This is a genomic window from Stenotrophomonas sp. YJH_SMC_105-26, from assembly GCF_059368915.1.
The window spans coordinates 1,410,199-1,428,617 of the sequence record NZ_JCAFSD010000001.1; the positions used below are offsets into that span (position 1 = coordinate 1,410,199).

Genomic DNA, 18,419 nt, shown 5'->3' on the forward strand with positions numbered 1-18,419 from the left:
CCCTTTCAGGCCCAACAACGGCACGAGGTGACGCATGCAGCAAATGACCTTTATTCCGCGCGTGGAGGAAGGCAACGTCATCCCGCAGCGCGCCCGCGACGGCTACATCAGCGCGACCGCCCTGTGCCAGTCCGTCGGCAAGCGCTGGTCCGACTACCGGGCACTGAAATCGACGGAGGAGTTCCTGCAGGAGCTCATGGCGCAGACGAAGCTGTCCGAGAATGAGCTGATCCACGTGGTATCCGGTGGGAACCCGGCCATGCAGGGCACCTGGATCCACCCGTACCTCGCCATCCACCTCGGCCAGTGGCTGTCGCGCAGGTTCGCAGTGAAGGTCTCGCAGTGGGTGGTGGAATGGCAGCAGGGTCGCGCCAATGCGTTGCTGCCCGTGCACATCGACCGCTACATGCAGAACCGTGCCAAGGTGCCGTACACCCATTTCTCGATGCTCAACGAGCTGACGTTGAACCTGATCGCACCGCTGGAGCAGGCGGGCTATACGCTCCCGCAGGCGCTGGTGCCGGACATCTCCGAAGGCCGACTGTTCTGCAAATGGCTGAGGGATCATCGCGGCGTCGACACCGATGCGCTGCCCACCTATGACCACGCCTACCCGGACGGCCGCACGGTGCAGGCCAAGCTGTATCCCAACGAGTTCTACGAGGACTTCCGCCGCCACTTCAACGAAGTGTGGCTGCCAGATCATGCGCCCAGGTACTTCGCCGCACGCGACAGCAAGGCTCTCTCGTTCGTCTCTGCACTGCTGCTTCCAGCAGCCTGAAGGCAGCGCCGAACGTGCTCGGCTGCTTCGGCTGGAAGCAGCCGAGCATGGTCCGGCGCTACGGAGGCGGCCGCTCAGATCGCCAGTTCGGCCTCCACGTCCTGCACCTTGCGCCGGGCCAATGCCAGGTTGGACTTGGTACGGTCCAGCACGATGTAGAAGAACAGGCCCTTCTTCTTCGCCACCGGGCGCATGATGTGGTACGCCTTGCCCAGCGAGATCAGGATGTCCTCGATGCTGTCGTTGAGGTTCAGCGATGCGGCGGTCTTCATCTTCGCGCGGATCACTTCGGTATTGCCGGCGGCGGCCACTTCCATGTCCATGCCAGCACCGGCTTCGCCCAGCAGCATGCCGCTTTCGTAATCGACCAGCGCCACTGCCTGCGCGCCGTCGATGCCCATCAGTGCGTTCAACGAATCATTCAATCCAGCCACGTCGCACCCCTTGTCGATGTTGGTCCGAGCCCCTTGTTCCCCTGCGGCCGGGCTCACGATCCGCCGAGTTCGGCCAGGATCGCCTGGCCACATTCCCTGCTCTGCCACAGCACCTGGCCGATCACGCTGCGCTGGTCGCAGGCCGCCATCAGCAGCAACGGTGCGCGCCCTTCGGCCTGGATCGCCAGCATCAGCACCTTTCCGCCCGCCGCTTCCAGCATCAGTGTCTGCAGATCGCCCAGCACCAGTTCGCGCCCGACCGCCGCAGCCAGCGCCAGCATCGCGCTGGTCATCGCCGCCAGCCGTTCGCCGCGCCCTTCGGCGCCGGCGCTGACCAGGGCAAAGCCATCGACGCTGGCCAGCACGACCGTGCGCACGCCTTCGACCCGCTGCTGCAGGTCCTGCAGCAGGGGCTGCAGGCGCTCACGCTGACCGGCGTCGGGCAGTACCGCCAGCTGCCCGTCAGCCATGTGCAGCCACCAGTGCGTGCGCTTCCATTTCGCTCATCAGTACATCCATCAGCAGCAGTCCCTGTCCTCGGTCACGGGCATCCACGGCCAGCAGCGGCAGCGGCTGGTCGTCAAGGCAGGCACGGATGGCCCAGTCATCCAGTGCGGCCTGCGGTGCCTGGTCCAGGTGGGTGACCGCCACGACCAGTGCCAAGGATGATGCGAACGGCTGCAGCACCTGCAGATAGCCTTCCAGCTCGCTGGCCAGGCCGGCGCGGCGCGCATCCAGCAGCAGCACCGCGCCACGCGCGCCCTGCAGCAGGATCGGCCACAGGAAATCGAAACGCTGCTGGCCGGGTGTGCCGTAGAGACGCAGGCGTTCGCCGTTGGGCAGGTCGATGTCTGCATAGTCCAGCGCCACGGTGGTGGAGGCCTTGTCGGCGCCGAGGCGATCACTGTTGGCCACATCCGTGTCGACCACCGCGCCAGCCGCGATGCTGCGTACCAGCGTCGACTTGCCGCTGCCCATGCCGCCCAGCACGACCACCTTGTGCTCACGCATTGCGCTCGCTCCCGCGCAGGTGCCGCCACAGGCGGGCGAGCAGTCCGTTGTCGGTGCGGGTGCCACCCGCCGCCATCATCAGCGTCGCCGGGGCGGCCTGCAGCTGCGCGTAGCCACACAGATAGGCGGCATGGATGAAATCGCGAACGGCCGCCGCCGGCAGTTCGAGCAGCATCGCGCATTCCTCAACCGTGCACGCACGCTTGAGCAGCAGCGAGCACAGGCGGAAGCCATCGTGGTCATGGCCCAGTACGCGGAAGTCCGGCCAGCGCAGCAGCTTCACCGAGGCGCCGCGCAGGCGCTCGTCCAGCGCCTGCCAATGGCGGCTGCGTTGCGCCCATTGCCACAGCAGTGGCCGCAGCGGCTGGCGTGGCCGCTCGCCGGCCAGGGCCTGCAGGCGCGCCGGTGTCAGCGCGTCCAGCTGCAGGCGCTCAAAGGCATCGGCCAGCCGCTCCACCAGCGCCGCAGCCGGCTCCTGCAACAGCACGGCCTGATCGTGCTCCAGATCCATCAGCAGCAGAGGCTCGCCCGCATCACCCAGCAGTGCCTGGCCCTGTCGCAGCGGCAGCCGCTCGCGCAGCAGGCGGGTGATGGCGTGCGCGCCATCTGCCAGGCGGATCGGCGCAGGTGTCTGCATGGCCAGGGGCTCCGGTGCCAACTGCATGCGACGCAACGCGCGACCGATGGCACCGTCATCAAGCACGTCCTGATGCCCGTCGCCATCACGCAGCTGGCCGCCGATGTCCTCGATCCAGCACTGCAGGCGCGGACGTTGCTGCCGCATGCGCTGGGCGGCGTTGCGCAGCGCCGGGGTATCGCGGATGACCAGCAGATCACAATCGTCCAGATCCTGGCTGCGGCGGACCTGGCCATCCGGCAGCGCCGAGGCCAGGCGCAGCCGTTGCAGCAGGGCCTGCTCGCCCTGGATATCGGTTCCCACTACCAGCACGCGTGCCATCCGTGTTCCCCGTGCGGCCACCTCCCCGGTGGCCTCGCGTCGCCAAGGCTAGGGCATCGCCAGCGGCGGCCGTCGTGATCGATTGCTCAGATTCAAGGCGACTGCGAAACCGCGCCGATCCATTCTGCGACCGCCATCGCGGGCAAGTTTCATGCCCCGTTGACGGCATTCCGACGACCGACGGATGTCACGGTTCTGGACACGGGTCGAATGGGGTCAGATCCCTTTTGCTTGCAAAAGGAATCTGACCCCAGCGCCATAAAAAGAAACCCGCGCCGAAGCGCGGGTTCCGGTGTCACGGCCGAACGGCAGTGGATCAGCCGCGCAGCTGCTCCAGCGCGGCGTTGAAGGTCGCGCTCGGGCGCATCGCCTTGCTGGCCTTGGCCACGTCCGGGCGGTAGTAGCCACCGATGTCCACGGCCTTGCCCTGCACTGCGATCAGCTCTTCGACGATCTTCTGCTCGTTGTCGGTCAGCGTCTTGGCCAGCGGGGCGAAGCGCGCCTTCAGGGCGGCGTCCTCGTCCTGCGCGGCCAGGGCCTGGGCCCAGTACAGCGCGATGTAGAAGTGGCTGCCACGGTTGTCGATGCCACCCAGCTTGCGCGATGGCGACTTGTCGTTGTCCAGGAACTGGCCGTTGGCTTCGTCCAGCGCCTTGGCCAGCACACGGGCAGCGGCGTTGTCGTAGCGGTTGCCCAGGTGTTCCAGCGACGCGGCCAGGGCCAGGAACTCACCCAGCGAATCCCAACGCAGGTAGTCCTCTTCAACGAACTGCTGCACGTGCTTCGGGGCCGAACCACCGGCACCGGTCTCGAACAGGCCGCCACCGGCCATCAGCGGCACGATCGACAGCATCTTGGCGCTGGTGCCCAGTTCCATGATCGGGAACAGGTCGGTCAGGTAGTCACGCAGCACGTTGCCCGTCACCGAGATGGTGTCCTCGCCCTTGCGGATGCGGTCCAGCGAGAACGCGGTGGCTTCCACCGGCGGCAGGATGCGGATGTCCAGGCCGGTGGTGTCGTGGTCCTTCAGGTACTGCTCGACCTTGGCGATGACCTGCGCGTCGTGGGCGCGGGCGGCGTCCAGCCAGAACACGGCCGGGGTGCTGCTCAGGCGGGCGCGCTCGACGGCCAGCTTGACCCAGTCCTGGATCGGCGCGTCCTTGGTCTGGCACATGCGCCAGATGTCACCGGCTTCCACGGCGTGCTCGAATACCACGGCGCCGGCATCATCGGTGACCTTGACCACGCCATCGGCGGCGATCTGGAAGGTCTTGTCGTGCGAGCCGTACTCCTCGGCCTTCTGCGCCATCAGGCCGACGTTCGGCACCGAACCCATGGTGGCCGGGTCGAAGGCACCGTGCGCCTTGCAGTCGTCGATGACGGCCTGGTACACGCCGGCGTAGCAGCGGTCCGGAATGACCGCCTTGGTGTCCTGCAGCTTGCCTTCGGCATTCCACATCTTGCCCGAGTCGCGGATCATCGCCGGCATCGAGGCGTCGACGATCACGTCGCTCGGCACGTGCAGGTTGGTGATGCCCTTGTCCGAATTGACCATGGCCACGCCCGGGCGCTGCGCGTACTCGGCGGCCAGGTCGGCCTCGATCGCGGCGCGGGTGGCTTCAGGCAGCGACGGCAGGCGCGCAGCCAGGTCACCAATGCCGTTGTTGGCATCGAAACCGGCCTGCTTCAGCACGTCGGCGTGCTTGGTCAGTACGTCCTTGTAGAACTCGTTCACCGCCACGCCGAACATGATCGGGTCGGAGACCTTCATCATGGTCGCCTTCAGGTGCAGCGAGAACAGCACGCCCTGGGCCTTGGCATCGGCAATCTGCTCGCCGATGAACGCGGCCAGTGCCTTGCGGCTCATGACGGCGGCATCGACGATCTCGCCCGCCTTCACTGCGGTCTTTTCCTTCAGCACGACGGCGCTGCCGTCCTTGCCGTGGAAGGTGATCTTCAGCGAACCGGCGTTGGCCAGGGTGGCCGACTTCTCGCTGCCGTAGAAGTCACCGGCGGCCATGTGCGCGACGTGCGACTTCGAATCCGACGCCCAGGCGCCCATGCGGTGCGGATGCTTGCGCGCGTAGTTCTTCACCGACAGCGGTGCACGGCGGTCGGAGTTGCCTTCGCGCAGCACCGGGTTCACCGCACTGCCCTTGACCTTGTCGTAGCGCGCCTTGTAGTCGCGCTGCTGGTCGTCGGCCGGGGTTTCCGGGTAATCCGGCAGCGGATAGCCCTGGTCCTGCAGTTCCTTGATGGCCGCCTTCAGCTGCGGCACCGAGGCGGAGATGTTCGGCAGCTTGATGATGTTGGCGTCCGGGGTGGTCGCCAGCTGGCCCAGCTCGGCCAGGTCGTCGCTGACCTTCTGCGCGTCGCTGAGCAGTTCAGGGAACAGCGACAGGATGCGGCCGGACAGCGAGATGTCACGGGTTTCCACCACGATGCCTGCGGTGGCGGTGTAGGCGCCGACGATCGGCAGCAGCGACTGGGTGGCCAGGAACGGTGCTTCGTCGGTCAGCGTGTAGAGAATCTTGGACATGGGGGACTTGGACTCTGTAGGAGTGCTCAGGGGAAGGCCGGCGCCAGCGCCGGGCCACGTGCAACCGTTCGCGCGCGGGGCCGGGCCCCACGCTTTCCCCCGTCGCCGTCAGGGTGGGCGCGCGGCGGGGAAACCCCTGCATTGTCGCGTTTTCAGCCGCGCGGGGCAAAGCCGCGCCATACGCGGCGGTACTGGACCGCTGTGTTTCGTCGTTGGCTCGCTTCCGGTCAGGAAGCTGAGGCTTGATGGCTAATTCGACTTCCCGCTCCTTGAGGCACGCATGACCCACTCCGACAATCGCGGCCCCCACTCGGCACGCCTTGGACAGATCAATGTCTGCGAGCGCTTGCTTTGCTGGAAGTTGCAGATTCGGAATCCCCCAACGACGGCGGCCAGGCTGGCGAGTTCATCAGCCGTCGCTGCAGAGCCTCGGATGTGCAGCGAACCGGCACCAGATGATCCGGGTCGAACGTAGACGTCGTACCGGGTGGAAGGTCCTTCCGCCCTTGCATACCCCGACACGACATATCCGCCATCCGTGATGCGCAGATCCGGCGTGCTTCCTGGCACAGGCTTTTCGGGGGCATCTCCCTCGTAGATCAAGGCGACTTCCCTACCATCACGCCTGATGCGGTGCAGACCAAAGTCAACAGGTGCCTCGTAGGTCACGGACATGTCTGTCGGCACCCGCACACAGGCGCCGTATAGGAAGTGGTCGCAGCCGTAGCTCCAGAGATTCGCGGGGCCCATTGCGAGTGTGAGCGCAATCCAGCTGAGCATGCTGTCCCCCGACCTGTCCGTGTTCCGTTCAGCGTACCCCGCTAGCCTCCCTAAAGCGGGCATCGCCCAACAAAAAAGGACGCAGCCTCGCGGCTGCGTCCATCGTGAGCCCTGCCGGGAGAGAGTCGGCAGGACTTACTTGACCTCGAACTCCTGCGGCGTTCCGGCCGCCTTGCCATCGACGGTGACCTCGGCGCGGTACTTGCCGGCCGGCCAGCCCTTTGCATTCTTGAACGTGACGTTGGTGGTTTCCGCACCACTGGTGTTCAGGGTGGCGTTCTGTTCGCCGGCTACCTGGCCGTCCTGATAGGTCAGCTTGGCGCCAACGGTGACGTTGTTTGCAGCGCCGTCGGTCTTGACCGAGACGATGATGTCATCCTTCGGTGCGAACAAAGCCGTCGTCGCAACCGACTTGTCGGCGGCGGCGGTCTTGCCGACGGTGACCGACGAGACGTTGACCGCAGCGGCTTCGGCCATCGGCGGCGGTGCGCCGGTCATCGGCGCGGGAGCTGCGGGTTCGGCCGGGGCGGTCGCTGCCGGAGCGGCGTTGCTGTCGGTCGACTCTTCTTTCTTCTTGCAACCGACCAGGGCAACGCTGCCCAGCAGGGCGGCGATCAGGGCGGTCTGTAGCGGGGTGGTCTTGATCATTCGGGGTTCCTCCCAGGGATTGTCGGACGGCGTTCGATGGCCGGCTTACTTCGGCGGCAGTTTCAGGGTCTGGCCCGGGAAGATCTTGTCCGGGTCATCAAGCACATCGCGGTTGGCTTCGAAGATCTTTTTCCAGGCATTGGCGTCGCCCAGATGCTGCTTGGCGATCTTCGACAGCGAGTCACCCTTCTGCACGGTATAGGTGCCGCCGCTGACAACGTCTGCGGTGCTGTCCACCGAAGCGCTGACGCCGGAGAAGTCCGCCTTCGGCACCTGCTCGGCGGTACTGTCGACACTGCCACTGACGCCGGAGAAATCGGCCTTCTTCTCGGTACTCATCCACAACTCCCGTCTGCATGACTACGTAATTCGCACGGTGCCATGGAGGTTGTTAAATGGGGATGGTGCAGATGTGAAGCCGCCCCCCGGGGCGGCTGAACAATCGGGGGAATGGACGCCCGGTAGTGCCGGCCGCTGGCCGGCTGTGCCAGGGGGATCCGGCCTTGGCCGATTGCCGGCCAGCGGCCGGCTCCACCCGTAACCGCCTGCGAATCATGGTAATGCCGGCCGCTGGCCGGCGCTCGCCGGGCATGGCCCGGCGCAACGGGCAACCGCCTGTGGCGGTTACTGCCGCAGTTCGCGGTAGGTCGCGGCCGGGGCGGCGATGCCCGGGCTGGCACGCCAGGGGTTGATGTCCAGGCCGCCACGACGGGTGTAGCGGGCCTCCACTTCCAGCCACTGCGGCTGGCAGCGCGCAGACACCTCGCTGAAGATCCGTTCAACACACTGCTCGTGGAACTCGGCGTGCTCGCGGTAGCTGACCAGGTAACGCAGCAGGCCGGCGCGGTCGATCTTCGGCCCGCGGTAGCGCAGGCTGACCGTGGCCCAGTCCGGCTGGCCGGTAACCGGGCAGTTGGACTTCAGCAGCGCCGAGACCAGGGTTTCCTCCACCACCTCGCCGGCATCAGCGGCGAGGAAGTCTGCCTGCGGCGGGCCGTAGCAGTCGATCTCCAGGTCCAGCCCATCGATGGATTCGCCGAGCGGCGTCTCACGCAGGCCCGGCAGGCCGAACTCGACCTCGACCGGCGCACCGGCGCAGGCCGACAGGTCAGCCACCAGGCGCCCACGAAGTGCCTCGGCGCTGTCGATACGGGTGCTGTTGAGGGAGTTCAGGTACAGCTTGAACGACTTCGATTCGATCAACCGCGGCGAGGTGCACGGCACCTGCACGGTGGCGACGGCGACCTGCGGCTTGCCACGCGCGTCGAGCCAGCTCAGCTCGAAGGCATGCCAGCGGTCGTGGCCAACGAACGGCAGCGCGGCGTCATCGAGGCCGATCTCGGCGCGGGCGCCGATGCGGGGGATGGGGAACAGCAGGCCGGGATCGTACTGCGACGGGTAACTGACCTCGCGACCGAGGCTGGAATCCTGTGGGGTGTTCATGGGCGCCATTGTATCGCGCGGGCGGCGGGCCTTCGGCCGGGCTGGCCAACGGCGGAGCCCCTCCGTGGTGGTTGTGTTGCCGGATACAGGAGCTGGCCGGGAGGGTGGGTTGGCCGGGGGACGCCGTGAATCCATCCATGGAGGCTCGGTCGCCGCATCCATGCGGCTCACGCCCCCAGCCAACCCACCCTCCCGGCCACGGACAATTTCCCGCGCCACCACGGGAAAGATCAGGAAAATCAAAATCAGAATCCGATCCTTCAGACGTTCATTACGTCCGCCGTGCCGACCAACGGTCGGCACCCACCAACAGCAGCGGGCACCAACAGCCGCGGGACACTGTCGAAGGCGGGGTGGGTCCGGTTGAGGGGGTGTCCGCGGCATGGATGCCGCGGCCAAGCCCCCAGGGACGGGTTTACGGCGTCCCCCTCAACCGGACCCACCCCGCCATCCCACGGAATGCCCGCTTTTGACGTTGACGTTGCCGTTGATCCAAGCGGGTGCAGGGCTGCAAGCCCTGCGGAAACCCTCACCCCGCCGGGGTGCCGGCACCGTGCAGATAATCCAGGCTCACCTGCAGCAGCGCGCGGAACCCGACATCCAGCGCCTTCTCATCCAGCAGGAACTTCGGCGAATGGTTGGCCGGCGCCGTTGCCGGGTCGATGCCCGCGCTGGTGGAGCCGACGAAGAAGAACATGCCCGGCACTTCCTTGGCGTACAGCGAGAAATCTTCCGCACCCATCTGCAGCGGTGGCTCGTATACGTTGTCCTTGCCCACCACCGCCTGCAGGCTCGGCAGCATCTTCGCGGTCAATGCCGGGTTGTTCACCGTGGCCGGGTTGCCGTCGGCTTCGTAGATCTCGGTTACCGCCTTGGCACCATGCGCAGCGGCGGTGTGCTCGGCCACGTTGCGCAGGTCGGCGAAGATCTGCTGGCGCATGCCTTCGTCGAAGGTGCGGATGGTGCCGACCATCTCCACTTCATCGGGAATGATGTTGTAGCGGATGCCGCCGTTGATCGCGCCGAAGGTCAGCACTGCCGGCTGCTTGGACAGGTTGGCGCGGCGGCTGACGATGGTCTGCGCGGTGCCCACCAGGTCGGCGGTGGCGACGATCGGATCAACCCCGTTCCACGGCGCCGAGCCATGCGTCTGGCGGCCGATCACCTTGATCCCGAACCGGTCCGAGGCCGCCATCAACGGGCCACCGCGCACCGCGATCTGACCCACCTGCACGCTGGAGAACACATGCAGGCCGAACACCGCTTCCGGCTTGAAATCGGCGAACAGGCCTTCCTTCAGCATGAGTGCCGCACCACCCTCTTCCGGCGGCGGTGCGCCCTCCTCGGCCGGCTGGAAGATCAGCATCACCTGGCCCGGCAGGTCCTTCTTCATCGACACCAGTGCTTCGGCCACGCCGAGCAGGGTCGCGGTGTGCGCGTCATGGCCACAGGCATGCATCACGCCCACGGTCTGCCCGCGGTACTGGTCAGTGGCCTTGGAGGCGAACGGCAGGCCGGTCTGCTCGGTCACCGGCAGCGCGTCCATGTCGGCGCGCAGGGCGATCTTCGGCCCCGGCTTGCCGCCCTCGATGATCGCAACCACGCCGTGGTGGGCGATGCCGGTCTTCGGCTTCAGGCCCATCGCACGCAGGCGCTTGGCGACCTCGGCCGAGGTGCGCGCCTCGCGGTTGGACAACTCCGGATGCTGGTGGAAATCGCGGCGCCATTCGACCACCTTGGCCTGCAGCCGCTGCGCGGCGGCGGTCACTTCCGGGCGCTGCCCGTCCTGGGCGTGGGCATGGGCCGGCAGGGCCAGCAGCAGGGCGGACAGCAGCAGCGAACGGCGCATCGCAATCTCCACAGCAGAAGGGTTCCAGCTGAATGTAGGGCAACACCGCCGCCACGGGAACCTCCGGCGCTCGATCCGGTCTTAGCGCCCGTCCCATCCGTCATGCAGGAAACGTGATGTGGCACAGGTATGCTTTGCGCATTGCCCCGGCGTCCCGCCTGGTCCAGCCCTCTCGGAGTCCTCGTAATGTCACGTGTTTGGAAGATCGTGCTGCTGGTCGTGGCAGTGCTGGTGCTGGCCGTGGTCGGCCTGCGCGTCATGGGCGGGGGCAAGGACAAGGCCGGTGGTGCAGCTGCGGGGGCGCGCCAGGGCGGCGAGGATCCGAATGCCGGTCCAGTACCGGTGACCGTGGTGGAGGCCACGCGCCAGGACGTGCCGGTGTATGCCAGCGCGCTGGGCACGGTGACTGCGATGAACACCGTTACCGTCAGCCCGCAGGTCGGCGGCCAGCTGATGAGCCTGAATTTCCGCGAAGGCCAGGAAGTGAAGCAGGGTGACGTGCTGGCGGTGATCGATCCGCGCACGGCCCAGGCCAGCTATGACCAGGCCGCCGCAGCCAAGCGCCAGAACGAAGCCCTGTTGGCCACTGCGCGCTCCAACTTCCAGCGCTCGAACGCGCCTGAGTATCGCCAGTACGTCGCCAAGACCGATCTGGATACACAGCGAAACCAAGTGGCACAGTACGAAAGCGCCGTGGCCGCCAACGAGGCCAGCATGCGTTCGGCGCAGGTGCAGCTGCAGTACACCAAGGTCACCGCACCGATCTCCGGCATCGCCGGCATCCGCGCGGTCGACGCGGGCAACGTGGTCAACGCCGGCACCGCGCTGGTCACGCTGACCCAGATCCATCCGATCCACGTGCTGTTCAACCTGCCCGAGCGCCAGCTCGGCGACGTGCGCCAGGCGCAGGCCGCCGGCACGGTGCCGGTGGCCGCGCTGGACCGTGCCGATTCGCATGTGTTGTCCGGCGACGGCAAGCTCGACGTGGTCGACAACCTGATCAGTGCCGACAGCGGCACGTTCAAGGCGCGTGCGATTTTCGACAACACCGACAACGGCCTGTGGCCGGGCCAGTTCGTCAACGTGCGCATGCAGCTGCGCACGATCGCCGGTGGTGTGGTCATCCCCACCCAGGCGGTGCTGCGTGGCCCGGATGGCGAGTACGTCTACATCGTGCAGGGCGACAACACGGTAAAGATGCAGACGGTGCGCAGCGGCGTGGAAGTGGGCGACAGCCAGGTGCAGATCGCCGAAGGCCTGAAGGGCGGCGAGCGGGTGGTCAGTGAAGGCCAGTTCCGCCTGAAGCCGGGCAGCAAGGTCACCGCGCTGAAGCCGGGCGAGACCCCGGCCGCACCGACCGAGGCCGAACTGAAGGCGGCCGAGCAGAAGAACGCAGGCGGCGGTGGCCGTCGCGGTGGTGGCCCGCGCTGAGCGCAGGCCACTGATCTCCCTCGCGCCGGCATACCCGCCGGCGCCGACATTGAAGTGCCAGCAAGGATCAGTCCGTGGGCTTTTCGACGATCTTCATCCGCCGCCCGATCGCCACCTCGCTGTTGATGGCGGGCCTGTTGCTGCTGGGCATCCTCGGTTACCGCAAGCTGCCGGTGTCGGCGCTGCCGGAAATCGATGCGCCCAGCCTGGTGGTCACCACCCAGTACCCCGGTGCCAACGCCACCACCATGGCCTCGCTGGTCACTACCCCGCTGGAGCGCCAGTTCGGGCAGATTTCCGGGTTGGAGCTGATGACCTCCGACTCGTCGGCCGGGTTGTCGACGATCATCCTGCAGTTCTCGATGGACCGCGACATCGACATCGCCGCGCAGGACGTGCAGGCGGCGATCCGCCAGGCCACCCTGCCCTCGTCACTTCCCTACCAGCCGGTCTACAACCGGGTGAATCCGGCCGACGCGGCCATCGTCACCCTGAAGCTGACCTCCGACACGCGCCCGCTGCGCGACGTCAACAATTACGCCGACTCGATCCTGGCCCAGCGCCTGTCGCAGGTGCAGGGCGTGGGACTGGTGTCGATCGCCGGCAACGTGCGCCCTGCCGTGCGCATCCAGGTCAATCCGGCGCAGTTGTCGAACATGGGCCTGACCCTGGAGCAGCTGCGCAGCGCACTGACCCAGGCCAACGTCAATGCGCCCAAGGGCTCGTTGAACGGCAAGACGCAGTCCTACAGCATCGGCACCAACGACCAGCTGGCCAGCGCCGCCGAGTACCGCGACACCATCATCAGCTACAAGAACGGCCGCCCGGTGCGGCTGTCGGACGTGGCCGAGGTGATCGATGGCGTGGAGAACGACCAGCTGGCCGCCTGGGCCGATGGAAAGCCGGCGGTGCTGCTGGAAGTCCGGCGCCAGCCTGGTGCCAACATCGTGCAGACCGTCGAGCGCATCCGCGCGATCCTGCCGCAGCTGCAGGGCGTGCTGCCGGCCGACGTGCACCTGGAGATCTTCAACGACCGTACCGAGACCATCCGCGCCTCGGTGCATGAAGTGCAGTTCACCCTGATCCTCACCATCGGCCTGGTGGTGGCGGTGATCTTCGTGTTCCTGCGCCGGTTGTGGGCCACGATCATCCCGTCGGTGGCAGTGCCGTTGTCGCTGGCCGGCACCTTCGCGGTGATGGCGTTCGCCGGCATGTCGCTGGACAACCTCTCGCTGATGGCGCTGGTGGTGGCTACCGGTTTCGTGGTCGACGATGCGATCGTGATGATCGAGAACATCGTGCGCTACATCGAGCAGGGCAAGAGTGGCAAGGAAGCGGCCGAGATCGGCGCGCGCCAGATCGGCTTCACCGTGCTGTCGCTGACCGTCTCGCTGGTAGCGGTGTTCCTGCCGCTGCTGCTGATGCCCGGCGTCACCGGCCGCCTGTTCCACGAGTTCGCCTGGGTGCTGAGCATCGCGGTAGTGCTGTCGATGCTGATCTCGCTGACGCTCACCCCGATGATGTGTGCCTACCTGCTCAAGCCCGACGCCCTGCCCGAGGGCGAGGACGCGCATGAGCGCGCAGCGGCCGCCGGCAAGCAGAACCTGTGGACGCGCACCGTCGGCCTGTACGAGCACAGCCTGGACTGGGTGCTGGGCCACCAGCGCCTGACCCTGGCCGTGGCCGGCGGCGCGCTGGTACTGACCGTGCTGCTGTACGTGCTGATTCCCAAAGGCCTGCTGCCAGAACAGGACACCGGCCTGATCACCGGCGTGGTGCAGGCCGACCAGAACATTGCCTTCCCGCAGATGGAACATCGCACCCGGCAGGTCGCCGAAGCGCTGCGCCAGGATCCGGATGTGACCGGCGTGTCGGCGTTCATCGGTGCCGGCAGCATGAACCCCACGCTCAACCAGGGCCAGCTGTCGATCGTGCTGAAGGAGCGCAGCCAGCGCGATGGCCTGGAGCAGATCCTGCCGCGCCTGCAGAAGGCGGTGGCCGGAATCCCGGGCGTGGCGCTGTACCTGAAGCCGGTGCAGGACGTGACCCTGGATACCCGCGTGGCCGCCACCGAGTACCAGTACTCGCTGTCGGACGTCGATTCGGCAACGGTGGCCACCCAGGCCACGCGCCTGACCGAAGCGCTGCGCAAGCGCCCGGAACTGGCTGACGTCGACAACAACCTGTCCAACCAGGGCCGCGCCCTGGAGCTGAACATCGACCGCGACAAGGCCAGCGTGCTGGGCGTGCCGATGCAGACCATCGACGACACGCTCTACGATGCGTTCGGCCAGCGCCAGATCTCCACCATCTTCACCGAGCTCAACCAGTATCGCGTGGTGCTGGAAGTGGCGCCGGAGTTCCGCACCAGCACCGCGTTGATGGAGCAGCTGGCGGTGGCCTCCAATGGCGCCGGCGCGCTGACCGGCACCAACGCCACCAGCTTCGGCCAGGTCACCTCGTCCAACTCGTCGACCGCCACCGGCATCGGCGCGCAGAACACCGGCATCACCGTCGGCGCAGGCAACATCATCCCGCTGTCGGCGCTGGCCGAAGGCAAGGTGAGCAGCGCGCCACTGGTGGTCAGCCACCAGCAGCAGCTGCCGGCGGTGACGGTCTCGTTCAACGTGGCGCCGGGCTATTCGCTGTCCGAAGCGGTGCGTGCAATCCAGGAGACCAAGGACAGCCTGGACATGCCCACCCACCTGCATGCCGAGTTCATCGGCAAGGCCGCCGAGTTCACTGGCAGCCAGACGGACGTGGTGTGGCTGCTGCTGGCCTCGCTGGTGGTGATCTACATCGTGCTGGGCGTGCTGTACGAGAGCTACATCCACCCGATCACGATCATCTCCACGCTGCCGCCGGCCGGTGTCGGCGCGCTGCTGGCGCTGATGCTGTGCGGCCTGAGCCTGTCGGTGGATGGCATCGTCGGCATCGTGCTGCTGATCGGCATCGTCAAGAAGAACGGCATCATGATGGTGGACTTCGCGATCGAGGCCCGCCGCGCCGGTGCCAACGCGCACGAAGCGATCCGCCGTGCCTGCCTGCTGCGCTTCCGCCCGATCATGATGACCACCGCCGCGGCCATGCTGGGCGCGCTGCCGCTGGCACTGGGCACCGGGATCGGCTCGGAGCTGCGCCGCCCGCTGGGCATCGCCATCGTCGGCGGCCTGCTGCTGTCGCAGCTGGTGACCCTGTACACCACCCCGGTGATCTACCTGTACATGGAGCGTTTCTCCGAATGGCTTGCCCGCCGCCGCGAGCAGCGTGCGTTGCGCGACGGTTCGCTGCAGGAGCCGCAGGCATGATCCACGCCCCGCTGCTGCAAGGGGCCGCACGATGAACCTGTCCGGCCCCTTCATCCGCCGCCCGATCGGCACCGCGCTGCTGGCCATCGGCCTGTTCATGGTCGGGCTGATCTGCTACCTGCGCCTGGGCGTGTCGGCATTGCCGAACATCGAGATCCCGGTGATCTTCGTGCATGCCAGCCAGTCCGGCGCCGATGCGGCGACCATGGCTTCCACGGTCACCGCGCCGCTGGAACGCCACCTCGGCCAGCTGCCGGGCATCGACCGCATGCGCTCGTCGAGCTCGGAAGGCAGCTCGCTGGTGTTCATGATCTTCCAGAGCGGCCACAACATCGATTCGGCCGCGCTGGACGTGCAGACGGCGATCAACTCGGCCCAGGCCGACCTGCCCTCGGGCATGGGGTCGCCGATGTACCAGAAGGCGAACCCGAACGATGACCCGGTGATCGCCATCGCGTTGACCTCGCAGACGCAGTCGGCCGATGAGCTGTACAACGTCGCCGATTCGCTGCTGGCGCAGCGCATCCGCCAGATCAGTGGCGTCGCCTCGGTCGACATCGCCGGCGCGTCGACGCCAGCGGTGCGCGTGGACGTCAACCTGCGCCTGATGAACGCGCTGGGCCTGACCGCCGATGACCTGCGCAATGCGGTGCGCGCGGCCAACGTGACCTCGCCCACCGGCTTCCTCAGCGACGGCAACACCACCACCGCGATCATCGCCAACAATTCGGTGGCGCGTGCGGCCGACTTCGCCGATCTGGTGGTCAAGACCCAGGGCGATGGCCGGGTGATCCGCCTGAAGGACATCGCCAACGTCTACGACGGCCAGCAGGATGCCTACCAGGCCGCGTGGTTCGACCACAAACCGGCGGTGGTGATGTACGTGTTCACCCGTGCCGGCGCCAACATCGTGGAGACCGTGGACCGGGTCAAGGCGCAGATCCCGACCCTGCGCGACTACCTGCAGCCAGGCACCACGATGACGCCGTACTTCGACCGTACGCCGACCATCCGCTCGTCGCTGCATGAAGTGCAGATCACGTTGCTGATCAGCCTGGCGATGGTGGTGCTGACCATGGCGCTGTTCCTGCGCCGGCTGGCACCGACGCTGATCGCCGCAGTGACCGTACCGCTGTCGCTGGCCGGTGCCGCGTTGGTGATGTACGTGATGGGCTTCACCCTGAACAACCTGAGCCTGCTGGCGCTGGTGATCGCGATCGGCTTCGTCGTGGACGATGCGATCGTGGTGATCGAGAACATCATGCGCCACCTCGATGAGGGCATGCCGCGCATGCAGGCGGCGCTGACCGGTGCGCGCGAGATCGGCTTCACCATTGTCTCGATCACCGCCTCGCTGGTCGCGGTGTTCATCCCGCTGCTGTTCGCCAGCGGCATGATGGGCGCGTTCTTCCGCGAGTTCACCGTCACCCTGGTGGCGGCCATCGTGGTCTCGATGATCGTTTCGCTGACGTTGACCCCGGCGCTGTGCAGCCGCTTCCTCAGCGCCCATGACCACAGCGCGCCGCCGTCGCGCTTCGGACGCTGGCTGGATGCCGGCCACGAGCGCATGCTGCGCATCTACACCGTGTTCCTGGACTTCTCGCTGCGCCACGCGCTGCTGCTGTCGCTGACGCCGCTGATCCTGATCGGCGTCACCATCTTCCTGTTCGGGGCGGTGAAGAAGGGCGCGTTCCCGCCGCAGGACACCGGCCTGATCTGGGGCCGCGCCAATTCCAGCGCCACCGTCTCCTTCGAGGACATGGTCGCCCGCCAGCGTCGCATCACCGACATGCTGATGGCCGACCCGGCAGTGAAAACCGTGGGTGTGCGCCTCGGCAGCGGCCGTCAGGGCTCCAGTGCACAGTTCAACATCGAGCTGAAGTCACGCAGCGACGGTCGCCGCGAAACCACCGCACATGCGTTGGCGCGACTCAGTGCCAAGGCCGATCGCTACCCCGACCTGCAGTTGCGCCTGCGCGCGATCCAGGACCTGCCCAGCAACGATGGCGGCGGTTCCAGCCAGGGCGCGCAGTACCGCATTTCCCTGCAGGGCAACGACCTGGCTGCTTTGCAGGAATGGCTGCCCAAGCTGCAGGCGGAACTGAAGAAGAACCCGAAGCTGCGTGACGTCGGCACCGACGTGGACAATGCCGGACTGCGCCAGAACATCCAGATCGACCGCGCCAAGGCCGCGCGCCTGGGCATCACTGTCGGCGCCATCGACGGCGCGCTGTACGGTGCGTTCGGCCAGCGCCAGATCTCCACCATCTATTCGGATATCAACCAGTACAGCGTGGTGGTCAACGCCCTGCCCTCGCAGACCGCCACCCCGGCGGCGCTGGATGAGGTGTACGTGCGTGCGCGCAACGGCGACATGGTGCCGATCACCGCGGTGGCCACGCAGATGCCCGGCCTGGCCCCCTCGCAGATCACCCACGAGAACCAGTACACGACGATGGACCTCAGCTACAACCTGGCTCCGAACGTGAGCATGGGTGAGGCCAAGGCGATCATCGATGCCACCGTCGCCGGCATGCGCATGCCTGGCGACATCCGCCTGGCCGACGATGCGGGCTTCGGCTTCAATTCAGATCCCAGCGACATGCTGATCCTGGTGTTTGCCGCGATCCTGACCGTCTACCTGGTGCTGGGCATGCTCTACGAGAGCCTGATCCACCCGGTCACCATCCTGTCCACGCTGCCGGCGGCGGGCGTCGGTGCGCTGCTGGCGTTGTTCGGCACCAACACCGAACTGTCGGTGATCTCGATGATCGCGCTGGTTCTGCTGATCGGCATCGTCAAGAAGAACGCGATCATGATGATCGACTTCGCCCTGGTGGCGCAGCGCGAGCATGGGCTGGCGCCGCGCGATGCCGCACGCGAGGCCAGCATCGTGCGCTTCCGCCCGATCATGATGACCACGATGGTCGCGATCCTGGCCGCCGTGCCGCTGGCGATCGGCCTGGGTGAAGGGTCCGAGCTGCGCCGCCCGCTGGGCATCGCGATGATCGGCGGCCTGCTGTTCTCGCAGAGCCTGACCCTTCTCAGCACGCCGGCGCTGTACGTGATCTTCTCGTGCCTGGCCGAGCGTTGGCGCGCACGCCGCGCACGCAGGCGCGAAGCCAAGCTGCTCAAGCGCGCGCAGCGGGCCTAGAAGGGCCCATCCACGCGCGGCGTGGATCTATGGGTAGAGCCGGCCGCTGGCCGGCTTTCTCCGTACCGCACATCTGCCGGCCA

The 18,419-nt window shown here is 66.8% G+C and carries 13 protein-coding genes; 4 read left to right on the top strand and 9 right to left on the bottom strand.

Annotation, left to right across the window (positions count from 1 at the left end):
• The first annotated feature begins 34 nt into the window (after nucleotides 1-34).
• Nucleotides 35-781 carry a KilA-N domain-containing protein gene (locus tag AC5P7F_RS06455; RefSeq protein WP_014648638.1) on the top strand — a complete coding sequence of 249 codons (747 nt, stop codon included), beginning with the start codon at nucleotides 35-37 and terminating at the stop codon, nucleotides 779-781.
• A 74-nt stretch (nucleotides 782-855) separates the two neighbouring features.
• On the opposite strand, the gene AC5P7F_RS06460 is transcribed toward AC5P7F_RS06455, so the two are convergent.
• The 9 genes from AC5P7F_RS06460 to AC5P7F_RS06500 all read right to left on the bottom strand — a co-directional run bounded on the left by AC5P7F_RS06460 (nucleotide 856) and on the right by AC5P7F_RS06500 (nucleotide 10,443).
• A complete protein-coding gene (locus AC5P7F_RS06460) occupies nucleotides 856-1,215 on the bottom strand; it encodes a hypothetical protein (protein WP_014648639.1) in 360 nt (119 codons plus the stop codon).
• A gap of 53 nt (nucleotides 1,216-1,268) precedes the next feature.
• A complete protein-coding gene (locus tag AC5P7F_RS06465; RefSeq protein WP_014648640.1) occupies nucleotides 1,269-1,685 on the bottom strand; it encodes a roadblock/LC7 domain-containing protein in 417 nt (138 codons plus the stop codon).
• Nucleotides 1,678-2,226, bottom strand: a complete 549-nt coding sequence (locus tag AC5P7F_RS06470) for a GTP-binding protein (RefSeq protein WP_014648641.1) — start codon at nucleotides 2,224-2,226, stop codon at nucleotides 1,678-1,680. The genes AC5P7F_RS06465 and AC5P7F_RS06470 overlap by 8 nt, the downstream gene beginning before the upstream one ends.
• A complete protein-coding gene (locus AC5P7F_RS06475; protein ID WP_053496027.1) occupies nucleotides 2,219-3,184 on the bottom strand; it encodes a hypothetical protein in 966 nt (321 codons plus the stop codon). The genes AC5P7F_RS06470 and AC5P7F_RS06475 overlap by 8 nt, the downstream gene beginning before the upstream one ends.
• 316 nt (nucleotides 3,185-3,500) lie before the next feature.
• Nucleotides 3,501-5,723 carry an NADP-dependent isocitrate dehydrogenase gene (locus AC5P7F_RS06480; protein WP_046432822.1) on the bottom strand — a complete coding sequence of 741 codons (2,223 nt, stop codon included), beginning with the start codon at nucleotides 5,721-5,723 and terminating at the stop codon, nucleotides 3,501-3,503.
• A gap of 915 nt (nucleotides 5,724-6,638) precedes the next feature.
• Nucleotides 6,639-7,151 carry a hypothetical protein gene (locus AC5P7F_RS06485; protein WP_014648644.1) on the bottom strand — a complete coding sequence of 171 codons (513 nt, stop codon included), beginning with the start codon at nucleotides 7,149-7,151 and terminating at the stop codon, nucleotides 6,639-6,641.
• 45 nt (nucleotides 7,152-7,196) lie between these two features.
• Nucleotides 7,197-7,490 carry a LysM peptidoglycan-binding domain-containing protein gene (locus tag AC5P7F_RS06490; RefSeq protein WP_005419771.1) on the bottom strand — a complete coding sequence of 98 codons (294 nt, stop codon included), beginning with the start codon at nucleotides 7,488-7,490 and terminating at the stop codon, nucleotides 7,197-7,199.
• A gap of 285 nt (nucleotides 7,491-7,775) precedes the next feature.
• Nucleotides 7,776-8,594 carry an NADPH-dependent 7-cyano-7-deazaguanine reductase QueF gene (gene queF, locus AC5P7F_RS06495; protein ID WP_164077581.1) on the bottom strand — a complete coding sequence of 273 codons (819 nt, stop codon included), beginning with the start codon at nucleotides 8,592-8,594 and terminating at the stop codon, nucleotides 7,776-7,778.
• 529 nt (nucleotides 8,595-9,123) lie between these two features.
• A complete protein-coding gene (locus AC5P7F_RS06500; RefSeq protein ID WP_164077919.1) occupies nucleotides 9,124-10,443 on the bottom strand; it encodes an amidohydrolase in 1,320 nt (439 codons plus the stop codon).
• Nucleotides 10,444-10,629: 186 nt separating this feature from the next.
• Here AC5P7F_RS06500 and AC5P7F_RS06505 point away from each other — a divergent pair, with 186 nt between their 5' ends.
• The 3 genes from AC5P7F_RS06505 (at nucleotide 10,630) to AC5P7F_RS06515 (ending at nucleotide 18,336) form a co-directional block, all read left to right on the top strand.
• Nucleotides 10,630-11,874, top strand: coding sequence for an efflux RND transporter periplasmic adaptor subunit (locus AC5P7F_RS06505; protein WP_014648647.1), 1,245 nt, complete (start codon nucleotides 10,630-10,632; stop codon nucleotides 11,872-11,874).
• Between the two features lie 74 nt (nucleotides 11,875-11,948).
• Nucleotides 11,949-15,182 carry an efflux RND transporter permease subunit gene (locus AC5P7F_RS06510; protein ID WP_495204169.1) on the top strand — a complete coding sequence of 1,078 codons (3,234 nt, stop codon included), beginning with the start codon at nucleotides 11,949-11,951 and terminating at the stop codon, nucleotides 15,180-15,182.
• Nucleotides 15,183-15,213: 31 nt separating this feature from the next.
• Nucleotides 15,214-18,336 (top strand): efflux RND transporter permease subunit, encoded by a 3,123-nt coding sequence (locus AC5P7F_RS06515; RefSeq protein WP_495204170.1) that lies wholly within the window; start codon nucleotides 15,214-15,216, stop codon nucleotides 18,334-18,336.
• Nucleotides 18,337-18,419 lie beyond the last annotated feature (83 nt).